Annotated in this window: 7 protein-coding genes; 1 reads left to right on the top strand and 6 read right to left on the bottom strand. The window is 53.5% G+C overall.

Features of this window, described 5'->3' with window-relative positions; all coding sequences use genetic code 11:
* Positions 1–79: 79 nt before the first annotated feature.
* The 5 genes from F557_RS0110430 to ligA all read right to left on the bottom strand — a co-directional run bounded on the left by F557_RS0110430 (position 80) and on the right by ligA (position 9,416).
* On the bottom strand, positions 80–1,267 hold the full coding sequence (locus F557_RS0110430; RefSeq protein ID WP_019002168.1) for a Wadjet anti-phage system protein JetD domain-containing protein: 1,188 nt from the start codon (positions 1,265–1,267) through the stop codon (positions 80–82).
* Positions 1,264–4,776 (bottom strand): ATP-binding protein, encoded by a 3,513-nt coding sequence (locus tag F557_RS19620; protein WP_019002167.1) that lies wholly within the window; start codon positions 4,774–4,776, stop codon positions 1,264–1,266. Before F557_RS19620 ends, F557_RS0110430 begins: the two co-directional genes overlap by 4 nt.
* A 99-nt stretch (positions 4,777–4,875) precedes the next feature.
* A complete protein-coding gene (locus F557_RS0110415) occupies positions 4,876–5,646 on the bottom strand; it encodes a DUF4194 domain-containing protein (protein WP_019002165.1) in 771 nt (256 codons plus the stop codon).
* A 45-nt stretch (positions 5,647–5,691) separates the two neighbouring features.
* The gene (locus F557_RS0110410; RefSeq protein ID WP_019002164.1) at positions 5,692–7,146 is read right to left on the bottom strand and encodes a DUF3375 family protein; all 1,455 of its coding nucleotides are present in this window, start codon (positions 7,144–7,146) and stop codon (positions 5,692–5,694) included.
* A gap of 44 nt (positions 7,147–7,190) precedes the next feature.
* A complete protein-coding gene (gene ligA / locus F557_RS0110405; RefSeq protein ID WP_019002163.1) occupies positions 7,191–9,416 on the bottom strand; it encodes an NAD-dependent DNA ligase LigA in 2,226 nt (741 codons plus the stop codon).
* 451 nt (positions 9,417–9,867) lie between these two features.
* Between ligA and F557_RS0110395 the strand changes: the two genes are divergently transcribed.
* Entirely contained in the window at positions 9,868–11,085 is a 1,218-nt protein-coding gene (locus F557_RS0110395) for a DUF3626 domain-containing protein (RefSeq protein ID WP_019002161.1), read from the top strand.
* A gap of 7 nt (positions 11,086–11,092) precedes the next feature.
* Here the strand turns inward: F557_RS0110395 and F557_RS0110390 are convergent, their stop codons facing one another.
* The gene (locus F557_RS0110390; protein ID WP_019002160.1) at positions 11,093–12,331 is read right to left on the bottom strand and encodes an ISAzo13 family transposase; all 1,239 of its coding nucleotides are present in this window, start codon (positions 12,329–12,331) and stop codon (positions 11,093–11,095) included.
* Positions 12,332–12,709 lie beyond the last annotated feature (378 nt).

The following is a 12,709-nucleotide window of genomic DNA, read 5'->3' as shown; positions in this document are numbered from 1 at the left end:
TGTCCCGGGCTCCCTGAAAACTGGAATTTCCGGGACTTATCAAAATCTCTGTCGCCGCCACCGGAACAGGAGTCCCCGGCTACAAGAGCTCAAAATATTTCCCCAGTTCTCCCCTGACCAGCTGCTGATCGATCTTTTCCTGCTCCAGTCTGTTACCCGGAAACTCCGGATCCGCCAGCATCTTCAGGGTTCCTTTTTCCTCCGGGGTCAGCCAGTCCCCGTCAGGAACGGCAGCCATCCTTTCCACGGCCATCTTTGCAGCATGGCTTTTCAGAAGATCGGCATGCATCAAAATGGAGGGTACCATCATACCGCAGTTCCTCCGGAACTCTGCCAGCATCTGAAAGCCCCAGGAATCCACGTCTCCCCAGTATACGGTACGGCGGCCGTCCCGAATCCACGAGTTCCGGGCCCACTCCAGATTCTTGCCGGTGCCGAAGATGGCCACGGTGTCCCGGAGCGGTGGCAGCATATAGCCGGACTGCTCGTTCTCCACCACGATAAGACCGTGTCCCGGCGGCGGATTGCGCCTGAGCTCTTCTGCCGTCACCCGGAACAGGGTATAGCCGTGCATTCCGGAAGCCAGAGCCGGATCCATGAGCCGCATAAAAATAAAGTTTGCCGGCTTGGGAAGCACCCCCAGATAGTCATAAAGGGAAGCCGCCTCCGGAGACTGTCCCTGAAAAGCAGCCACCGCCCGGATCACATTCCAGATCAGAGTCTCATGATTCTCGATATACTTTGTGTCAATGCCGCTGACATCCAGAGCCCGGATAAAAACCCTCCCCTGTCCCAGGCTCGGCCGGAGCTGAGGATAGAGAATGCAGAGATAGCGGAAATCCTCTTCGGGAAGATCCCAGAGATCCCGCCAGAGCCGGCAGAATACCGCCGAATCGCAGCCCGAAAGCTCCCCAAGCTTCTCCGTTCTTCTCCTGAAGACCTGAATCTCCCGCCGCTGACGGTCGCTGGCCACCTTCATAAGATCATCCCAGTCCCGGAGCACCAGCCTTGCCGGAACATTCTCACCGTTCACCGTCCGGTATTCCACATTCCGGCGCCTAAGAAGCTCCTGAAACCGGAACTCCCGCCAGAGCCGGATAAAGTCACGGTAGGCTCCGATGTCGGCAACAATCTCCTTCTGGGTCGGAACCTGAAGACTTATTTCCAGGGGAAAGGGTCTTTCGCCGGTAAGTCTTTTAACCAGATTCCCGCGGTTCAGAATTTCGTTTCTGGCAATGCGCTCCAGCGCTTCCCGGGGCAGAATCATCTTCCGGCATCCCCGCTGTCAGCATTCCCGGAAAGCTCCGTGGCTGAAATACCGAAGGAGGAGGCCTGATTTTCTGCATCCTCCTGCCGCTTTCTCTGCTGATCCTCGTACTCCTCCCAGGTAAGCTCGTGCACCGCACTTTCGTTGGTATCCTCATTCCGGGTCATCACCAGCAGGGATCTGGCATAATTTCGGGCGATATCAATGTTCTTGAACGGAGTGATGAGATTTATATGAAGCCGGAGCTCCCGGAAGATCCGGAGTACCCTTTCGCTTACCCGATCCGAGGTATTGGAAAAGGCTTCATCCAGGAACACGGTGCAGTAGGACGGCACGTCCGCATTGTCCGGGGTCAGCACATAGGCCAGAGAAGCCGCCACCACCGCCCCGGCAAAGGCTTCCTTTTCACCGCCGGACTTGCCGCTGCTGGACTTAAGCACATCCCGCACCTGGCCGTTTCTCCGGTCGATCTCCTGCGCCACAAACTCCCGCCGCAGCCGGGGATCCAGAAGCTGCCGGTTTTCAAACTGCTTGTCATGGGTGACGGCATTGTTCAGGATCTCCATCAGAGCCCGCAGACTCTCGAAGCGCCTCTCGTTATTCTCATCGGTTATCAGACTGCCCACCCTGCGGAGCGCCCGGTTGAACCGTTCCACCGCCGGAGACTCCCGGTTTTTCTCGGGAATGATTTTCAGGAAGGAGTTCTGCCGGAATTCCGCCTTGGACAGCACCCGGTTGATTTTCATAATGCGGTTGTCAATATTCTGGATTTCCGAATTGATTTTGCTCTGTATGACAAAAACGCTCTGGGAGGTTTCGGTATTGAGCTTCTCCCGGAACTCCTCCACCAGAGCGGGCAGCCCCTCCTTCTCGATCTTCTCGAGATGCCGGAGATAGAGACTGATATTGTCAGGATCCGGATCCGTGCTCCATTCGGCAGTAATGTAGGTCCAGGCCTCTTTTGACTTGAAGGCCGTCATAATCCTGCTGATACGCAGTTTTGCCGCATTGAACCGCTGTTCCAGCAGTACCTGATCGGAGTTCAGGTCCTCCTGAATCAGGCGGACGCTTTTATCCTCGAACACATTATCCGCGGTAAGATCCAGCTTTTTCATCTTCTTTCTGAGAATTCCAATAGCCTCGCCGCTGACCTCCTTCCAGGCTTCCCAGAAAGCGGCCAGAGAGGCTTCGGAACGCTTCCGGGACTCCTGGCTGGTTCTCAGCTGATAATCGACATCACTGATTTCCTTATTGATGCTTTCCAGAAGAAGTCTGGCATCATCCATAAGCTGCCGGAAATGCTGCAGATCCTGGTTCCCCAGAATTTCGTCCCGTCTCTTCTCAAGCCCCCTGATAATCTCCTCCAGGGAGCCGAGATCAATAGCGGCATAGGAATCAAAGGCCTCCAGATCGGATATTTTTTTCAGAACCAGTCTGATATTCTCACGTTCTGCCTTGATTCTGGCCCGGGAGGCGGTAAGCCGGTTAAGCTCCTTTTCTAAGGCAGCAAGATCACTCCTTAGCATGTCCAGACGTTCCCGGTTGGAAAAACCGAGATACCAGTTCCGGGGATCATTGATTTCGCTCCGGTCATTTTTCTCGAAGAAGCCCTCCCGGCGGTGGATCAGCCCTTCTCTGGTTATCGAAAACTCGGTGTCGTTCAGCTGCTCCACATTGTCCACACAGGTCAGATCATGCCCCTTCAGAAAGGAGCGCAGCCAGTCCGTGTACGGATGATCCTTCCAGTTAAGCTTTGAGAGAAAGCCGTCCGGAGCAAAATCGTCATCTGCCCGGACCGTGCCATCGGCCACCTGCAGCTTAACATGAATGTTATTGTGCCGGCCATTCACCCAGGCGGTGATAGTCCGGTAGCTCTCCCGGCTCACCAGGAGAATCTGCCGCATGCTCCCGATCGCCCGTTCAATAGCCCCGCGCCATTCCTTCTGGCTCTCCCTGACCTCCATGAGCTCTGCCAGAAAAACCAGCCGGGAGGCCGGAATGCCCAGATCCCGCACCATTTCATCCCGGAACCGGATATACCGGATGTCCACGTTGGATTCCGGATGCTTTTCCAGATCCCGGAGCTCCTTTTCAATATCGGACTTTCTGGCTGAAAGCGCTTTGCTGTTTCCCGAGATCTCGCCCAGGCGGTCGGCCAGACTCTCATCCTTTTCGTCCTGGTTCTTCCGGAGCGCCGCCAAAGCCTCCTGGTTCCGGTAAAAATCCTCAGCGCTTTCCGGCATGCCAAGATCCAGAAATTCCGCCAGACTCCTGTATTTCCGGCAGTTCCCGGAAATCTGCTCCCGTTTGGAGTTTTCCTCCTGGAGCTTCTGCTCAATGCCGCTTATGCTGCTTCCGCCGGCATTGCTGTACTTGGAGCTGTAATCAATAAATTCCTGCTGCGCATTGTCACGCCGGGTTCTCAGGCGGGCATGCATATCCTCGTATTTTCTGATATCCAGGTCAATCTGCACTAGCCGGGCCTCATAGAAGCTCACGCCAAAGCCGGCAACAAAAGCCGGAATTTCCCGGGTAACCCCCTGAAGAACCGTCTTTTCGCCGGCGAGACTTTCCATAGTCTGGCATTCACCGGGCAGATCCCGCAGCGCCGCCTGCTGATTTCTGGCATCTACCAGCCGATCGTGGGTACGGCCCAGATCATCGAACTGCCGCAGTGCATTCCGGACATCTTCTGCCACATCGCAGGGCTCCAGCACCAATGTCCGGATCAGGCTGGTGAGGTTGTCGATTTTCTTGAGTCCGAGAGCCCGGGACAGCAGCGCCGGGGCATTGTCGTTCTGAATATTGAGGCGGTGCTTGAGACAGGTCAGATACTCGGTAAAGCTGTCATCGCAGATACGGATTCCGCGGAATCTCTTCAGGTATGTTTTGAGAGCCCGGCTGTCACTCTGACTGAACTCCCGGATAATATCAGGAACCGGGATCTCCTCCTCCGCCACCGCATAAAGCTTTTTCACATCGGCCAGAGCGGTGGTTTTGCCGGGAAGATAGAACACCGCCAGAAGCACTACCTTCTCGTCCTTCATGGTGTGCTCATATACGGCCTCCAGCACCGAAACCGTAGAATCCTCCCGCATGGCCCGGGCATAGGTCCCCTCCTCATCCGAGGTACTGCCGTAATTGCCACGCATATAGGAGACCAGGGACCGGTCCGAACGATCCCCCTGAGAGGCCGCGATATTGAACTGCGCCTTGCCTGCGGAACTCAGGAGAATCATGAGGCCGTCAATCATGGTGGACTTGCCGGCGCCGTTTTCACCGGTAATCAGGGTACCGGCACCATCAATGGTTACGGTATGGAGGCCGCTGAAGGAGCCCCAGTTGAATACCGAAAGCCGGGAGAGCCGGATCTGATCCCGTTCAGGGAGACCTGGGGAGCCGGTTTCCGGAACGCCAGCCTCCTCTGAAGCATAAGATGCGGCAGCATTTTCCAGGCCAAAGTCTGTATCCGGATGCTGGGCAGTTCCGCCGGTGTTTTCAATATCCATTACTGTTCTCTTTTAATTTGTCATTGTCTGCTGATAGCTGTGCTGCCGGCGTCCGGCATAATGCTCTGGTTCCCGGGCCGTCCGAAACCCCGTCCTCTGTCAGAGATCATCCCCGGAATCGGCTTCGTCTTCAGAGCTCCCGGTGACACTGACGCCATGCGCAGCGTAGAATTCCCGGTAGGCCTCAAGCTGCCTGTGCAGAAAATCCAGGCTGATAACGGTTCTGATAATGGGGTTTATGCGAATGCGATCCCCCTCGGACGAGGTCAGAATTCTGATAAGCCGCCGTTCCTGAAAGCGCCGGAGAGCGCCGTTGGTCTTCATGCGGTCCTTGCGGCTTCCGGCCTGAAAATCGCTGAAAAAAGGCACCAGCAGATCCTCCAGCTGATCCACATCCATAACAATGGTGGTCTCCCCCTCGGAGAGCCGGCGGTGATAGTATTCCCGGAGGAGCAGAAGCACCACTGAATCAAAGGCGGAAAGCCGTCTCGGAGTGATAAGAAAGGAATCCCCGGAGTCCCCCCGGGCCCGCTTTCCGGTACCAGAAGCGGCATCCGGTTCCGCCTCCTCACGCACCAGGTTTCCGATATAGAGGATGCCCTCAGTCTCGTCCAGCACCGTCCGGAGATTGATATTGGCCAGAAAGCCGTTAACGAGGCGGCGGTTCCGGAGATAAAGCCCGTAAAGAGCCTCGTCATCGGCGGCGGTAAGACAGCCGGATTTCATGAGAGTTACAATGAGATTGCGAATCTCCCGGGAAAAACCACCTTCATCGCCGTCCCCGGAAAAGCCCGGTGCCTCCTCCGGAAAGCCGGGAGCCTCTCCGGATCCTGATTCCGGGGCCTCATGAGAAGAAAAAACACTGTTCATACTGCCTGATTCCTGTCCTGATAATCTGATTCTGCGGGCGTCCTGTCAGCGTCCGGCATCCACCACCTGGCGGGGAAGTCTGATTCTGAGCCGGCCGCCCCGGTGCTTATTGTCATCAACTTCAATCACGTCATATACTTCAGGAACCACCCGGGCCTTCATCTCGTGGAAGATCCTCACATAGGCCACCACCTCCTGAAGCCCGTAATGCACGGCATTTTCAGAAATAATCTCCGCTACGGAAACCTCTCCCCGGCGGGATCTGAGCCCCCGGAACACGCGCTGCCGGATATCCTTCATACGCACCGTGTCCAGCATGCCGAGCACATCCTGGGAAAGCTCCCGGGAATTCTCATGAACCTGACAGCTGTTATTGTCTATAAGGCTCACCGGTTCCCTTAGCAGGATTCCCTCAACAGAATTTACGGTAACGTCGCTGTTTTCAATACAGAGATTGATTTCCGCCCGGGTCAGCGTGACGTTTTTGACGTTTTTCATATTAAGAGCCAGCTTTTCCAGCTTCCGGAGCGTCTTTGCCATAAGACGGTTCTCCTCAAAGCCGGCGCTTTCCACATACATGCGGATGTTTTCATCAATGCGCTGCCGGATTCTGATAACCCGGCTGCTCTCAAAATTCAGCCGGTCCACCAGATTCCGGAGAAAAAACTGCTGCTCCTCCGTGAGATTCCGGGCCACTGGCTTGTCGAGAATGCTCTGAAGCTGCCGGGTGAAATTGTCGGTGGTATTTTTATCGGAAAGCAGAGTCATAAACCCCTCGTAGGCAGCCCCGTAGTCGGTAAGACGCTGCTCCCTCTCGTCCCGGAGCACCGCTCCGAGAATTTCTCCCTTGGTATAGCGGGACTCGGATATTCTGATACGAATCTGCCTGTCGGCATCCCGGGATTCTTCCTCCAGCCGCCGGAAATCCTCCGGGAGCCTGCTGGCCAGATCGTAGACCGCCCGGATCTTCTCCCGCTGCTCCTGCGGGGTAAGCTCGGCATCCTTTCCGGATCTGATAAGCTCAATTTCGTCTTCGATTTCCTTTTTCCGGGCCCGGAGCTCTCTAATCCGTTCTTTTTTGTCGGAGGACAGCTGGATAAAAAGCTTCTGAATCTCCGTCTGCAGGATCTGAAGATGCGTGGCAGAGGTGGACACAATGCGGGAGTTCAGCATATTGCAGATGCTCAGGGCCTTCTGAGCCGCATCAGTCATAGTCAGTCTGTTGTTGAGCTCCCGGATCCAGCCATTACGAAGCCACTCCCGGAAATACGCCGTAGCGGAAACCCCGGCCTCACCGTCTCCGGAGGCGGATCTCCGGAGATCTCCCAAAAACTCATTAAGCTTTTCCCGGGCCTCGATATAGTCCACCTCGGATTCATTCTGAAAAATGTTTTTCAGAAACGCCATGATAAGAGGAGCATTGTCGGCACGAAGAAGCTTCAAAGTCCGGTTTGCAGCTGTCAGACTGCTGTAAAAATCAAAATCTTCCGAAAAACTCATAGAACGGGGATCCCCAAAACTGGCTGAAGACTGCCATAAAGGAACTAAAGCCGCTCAGCTCCTATGGCCTCGTGAGCGGCAGCCAGTCTTCCTGCCAGCTCCTCCTCCCCGATAACCTCAATGCCGTACTTCCTGGCATCATCAAGCTTGCTGCCGGCGGCTTCTCCTGCCACTACCAGATCCGTTTTGCGGGACACGGAACCGCTGACCCGGGCCCCCAGGGACTCGAGCTCGCCCTTGACCTCGGAACGCTTGCGGGAAAGCGTGCCGGTAAGCACCACGGTTTTCCCGAAAAACGCGTTTCCGGAAAGCTTTTCCAGATCCCGGGCCTCCTGTCTGATACTCTCAGGCTCCTGTCCCCAGACACTGAAAATATCTCTGATAACCTTAAGGTTGTGTTCTTCCTTAAAGAAATTGACTATATGCTCCGCACTGACGATCCCGATATCGGGAATGGTCATAAGCTCCGCAAGTGAAGCCTGTTCCAGCTCATGCATAGAGGCATAGCGGCGGGCCAGTGTCAGCGCTGTGGCCTCTCCCACCTCCCGGATTCCCAGGGCATAGATAAACCTGTTAAGAGTGCAGTGCCTGCTTTGCTCAATATTCTTTCTGATGGTGGCTGCCTTTTTGACGCCGACCTTCAAAACAGTGGCCGTTCTTTTCTCGGCTTCCAGAAACAGATCGATCTCCCCTTTTTCATTCTCTCCGGAAACAGCAGCAGTCCCGGCGGAAGCTGTCTCTGGGTCCCCTTCCCCGCTGCCCCGTTCCCCGTAGGGTACCTCGGCCATGTTTTCCACGGTAAGATGGTAGATATCATTGATACCGGAAAGAATACCGGCCTTCATAAAGGCATCCACAAAGCTGTCCCCCAGCCCCTGAATGTTCATGGCATTACGGGAAATGAAATGCATGATGGCCTCCTTCTGCTGCGCCTTGCAGAAAAGTCCTCCGGTGCAGCGGGTTACCGCTTCTTCGGGTAGCCGCTCCAGACTGCTGCCGCATACCGGACAGACCTTGGGCCAGACAATTTCCTTTTCGGCACCGGTTCTCATCCCGGCAATGACCCGCACCACCTGGGGAATAACGTCGCCAGCCCTTCTTATGGAAACATGATCCCCGATCCGGAGCCCCAGCCTTTCGATTTCGTCAGCGTTATGAAGTGTCACATTGCTGATAGTGGCTCCGGCGACTGTCACCGGAGTGAGCCGTGCCACCGGCGTAACAACCCCGGTGCGCCCTACCTGAAAATCCACTGCCCTGACGGTGGTAATCTCCTCCTGGGCCGGGAACTTGTGAGCCACCGCAAAGCGCGGAGACCGGGAAATATAGCCCAGTGCATCCTGAAGCTCCGTGCTGTTGACCTTGTACACCACCCCGTCAATGTCATAGGGAAGATCCATCCGCCGTTCCTGAACGGACCTGTGGAACTCCTTAAGAAATTTAAGCCCCTTCCCCACCCGGACTTCGGAATTTACCGGAATGCCCCAGCTATGCACCAGTTCCAGACGCTCCGAATGCCGGGACGGCAGCACCGCCCCCCGGCATTCCGGCACGAAGTAGCAGTTAAAGGTCAGACCGCGCTTTGCGGTAACAGCCGGATCCTTCTGCCTGAGACTCCCTGCAGCTGCATTGCGGGGATTGGCGAACACCCGGTTCTTTCCGCCGGATCCGGCCTTTCGGGCCTCTTCGTTAAGGGCGTTAAAGCTGGCATGGGGCATGTAAACCTCGCCCCGCACCTCCAGATACTCCGGCACAGCGTTGCCGTGGAGCACCAGGGGCACATTGCGGATGGTCCGCACCTGGCTGGTGACATCCTCACCCACCTGCCCGTCTCCTCTGGTGGCCGCCTGCACAAGCTCGCCGTTTTCATAAATAATGCTGCAGGCCAGTCCGTCCAGCTTGACCTCGGCACAGAACTCAATATCCGCCTCGGACATCCCCAGCCCTGCGGAAACCCGGTTTACAAAATCCTGGAGATCACCGTCGCTGAAAATATCATCCAGAGACAGCATCCGGGATTTGTGCACCACCTTCCTAAAATCCTCCAGAACCGGCCCGCCGATCTTATGAGTGGGGGAATTGGGGGTGTCCAGCTCCGGATAAGCCCGCTCAAGATCCCGGAGTTCATGCATGAGCCTGTCGTATTCCGCATCGGGAACTGAAGGATCGTCCAGGGTGTAGTATTCGTAGCTGTATCTGTTAATCAGCCTTCTGAGTGCGTCCGCCTTCTCGTGAGGATTCGCGGCGTCTTGCAGGGTGGTATCGGACATGGGGGCCTCTGAAAAAATTTCTTCCTATAATAGCTTTGATTAAGCTATTGTCAAATGAAATACCGTCCGGATCCCCATCATATTCCGGACTGCTGAAAATAGTGACCTCTTCCCGGAAATCGGTTTCAAAACACCGGAAATTCCCGCTGATTATGCGGAAGAAGTGATAACCTTTAAACAGGGAAGCAGCGCTTATTTACTGACGTAAATACAGATATTCCGGAAGAGATGAAAGCCCGGTATCTTCATCACTGCTCCCGGAAAAGGCTTCGCATAGGGATCGGCTGATTCTCTTAAAAAATGACACCTGAATTTCGCGACACAGGCCAAATTCCTGAAGGCCGGCTGTAACTGGCGCCGTTTTACAGCGTATAGATAACAGTTGACTAATAACGCTTTCAAACAGAAAACTGACCTCTCAGCAGTTTTCAGATACTTAAAGGACTCAGCTATGACAGACATCATCATGGATCCTGCAGTAAGGCAGGAGCTCGCAAGTCGCGGCATAAACGAAGCTACAGGAGTTTACGGAAATCATCAGGTAAAGCTTGGAAAATCTGCACCGATCCGGCTGGACACCATCAAGTCCGCCAGTATTCCGTTTGCCGGTTTTTCCCAGGCTACCAAAATCTCCCGGGGCAGGGAGGGGATTGCCAGATCTGCCGACAACGTGCTCAGAACCCTGACCGGACAGGCTGACAGGCTGGACGCCAGGATCCTTCTGGGAAATCTCAAGGCTCTTACCACTCACTATGACCGGCTGAATGCTCTGGGACAGCTTACCGAAAATCAAAAGGCCGATGGCTCATGGACATTTACCGCCGCAGTGGAAAAGCTCTCAAACACGGAGCTCGCAAAGGTTTTTCAGACCTTCTCGTCAGCAGAAATGGATCTTCTCCAGACGGCGCTTATCCGGGAGGGACGCTGCAATCCTAACGCCGCAGATGCCCGGACAGCCGCAGAACAGCTTTTCGATCTCCAGGCTCTCGTGATCAGAGAAATCAGCAACCGTTCCATAAACGAGCAGATTTCCCAGGAGGCTGCCAGTAATGAGAATCCCCTCCCGGAAGCAGAAAGCCCCGAATCCCTGAGCCACCGGTTCGGCAGCATCGAAAATGCCGGAACCGCCGTGCATGCCAATGATATTTCCGCCGCCAATCTGGTTTCTCTGGCGGAAATCGCAGCCTCCAGCTCCACCGTCAGGGAACGTTCGGAGCTTGCCGCAGATGACAGGCTCAAGAACAGAAAGCTCGACAGCATTACCGTCAAGGAAATCGGCAATGCGATTCGCAGCTCCGAGCTTACCATCAATATCCACACCCAGTTTCTTATTGGCGGACCGAACTCGATTCTGCAGCGTCCTAACGACCCCATGGTCAACATTTTCCATCTCCACGACCAGGGAAGTAACCCTAAGGGACTGGGCTATCTTAATGAGCGGGACTCCACGGAAAAGGTGCTGTTCCCGGAGCTTAAGGGACATGAGGTCTCCGCAAATGAGCGCCCCCTGTACGGAGCCCTCAATATTGCGGGCAACAAGATTGGCGCTTTTGATGCCAACAAGGGCTACGGATCCTCGGTGATTGTACTGAAGCCTGAAGTGGCCAAACGCTCCACCTATACGGTAAACGATTCCTTCATGTCCACTCCGCTAAGGAACTGTGCATAAATAAACTTTACAAATTCGGGCTGATTGTGTAGTTCCAATCAGGGTGAAACTCATCACCAACTATGTTCAAAGATTTAAATTCTTCATCAGACACTTTGATTCCAGTTGAGTACTGTTTTTCATCCGCTTTTGCCACCACTTTCAGTCCGGTCGCTGTAGTTGTTCCGGCAATAAGATCTATTATCACTTGCAAACTAACAAGGGGACGCCCACGCCAGTTTTTTGTAATTTGACTGAATAGCCGATGTTCAATTTTGTTCCATTTTGATGTTCCTGGCGGGAAATGGCAAACGCTGATCGTCAGTTTAGTTTCGTCTGCAAACTGCTGAAGTTCATATTTCCACAGTCTGTTTCGAGATCCATTGCTTCCGCCACCATCTGCGGTTATTAGGATTTGACTGGCTTCCGGGTATCTTTCCTTGCCCATTTCATACCACCATGAACGTATTGAATTTACGGCAAACTGCGCGGTATCCGAACTTACTCCGACATTTACGAAGCCTTCATTCAGACCAATATCATATATCCCGTAAGGAGCAGCTTTTCCAAGTTCAGGCAACGAAAAATCATGATCAAGAACTTTTGTCGGAGTGCCTTTTGGAGCATACTCTGCACCGTTGTTCTTGAAGTTTCCTATGTTCTCCTTCTTTTTGCAATCTATTGATATCACAGGAAAGTTTTGTTCAAGAAAGGAGTTTGCCTTGCTGCTGATATGCTTAAATTGCTCATCACGGTCAGGATGTTCCTGCCCCACTTGATTCATCTTCTGATTCAGTTGGAGGCTATATCCCAGTTCTTTCAACAGGTAACCAATTTTTCTGTATTTGAGATTAAATCCTTTGCGGTTCATTTCCTGTTCAAGATTTCTCAGACTCTTCGTAGTCCACTTCAGCAGGCTTTGCGGATCACCAAAGGAGCTTTCACTTATGATTGATTCCAAGGCTTCCTTTACCCCAGGCTGCGTTTCCTCGACACGCTTCCTCCCGCCGCCTTCATTTCTTACTCGCTCTTTTTGGAGCCTGATTTGCAATTGTTCAGATGTTTCTCCATCAAGGGAATTGAGTTCTTTTATTCCCGAGCTTATGGTCACTCTGGAAACTCCAGTTTCCTTGCTGATTTTCGAAACACCGCCATAACCCAAAATTTCTGCTTCTGAAGCAAGATATATCCGCTTTTGGAATTCATTCAGGAATGGAAGCATCTTTTTAATTTTTGTTGCTATTGCAACCTCGTCAAGCTCTACCATATCAGCCTCATTGATATCAACGTTACAGTTGATTGTCATGATAGCATAATAGGGCTAGACTTATGAAAAGTTGTAAAGGTTATTTATGCACAACTCCTAAATACTGCGAAGGAGAGACGCGATAACTTCTATAAGCTTCTGGATGGCGCCAACAGTCCGGAATATACTGCCAAAAATTTCGGAGAAAAGATTCCCGACAGTCTTATAAAGGCTCTGAAGAACCCTGAATCAGAAGAGCACCGGGACTTCGAATCTTTCCTTGACAGACTTACCGGAAGCGATGCCATTTCTGTCAATATTAGGGAGGGAATCCTGCCCCAATCAGTTGAGAAGCATTTCACGAAGGCCGCCAGGGAATACCTGGCCCAGCACCCCGAT

It is taken from the genome of Succinimonas amylolytica DSM 2873 (genome assembly GCF_000378405.1).
GTDB classification, from domain to species: domain Bacteria; phylum Pseudomonadota; class Gammaproteobacteria; order Enterobacterales; family Succinivibrionaceae; genus Succinimonas; species Succinimonas amylolytica.
The sequence above is the reverse complement of the archived record's forward strand: the minus strand, read 5'-3'. Positions and strand labels throughout refer to the sequence as shown.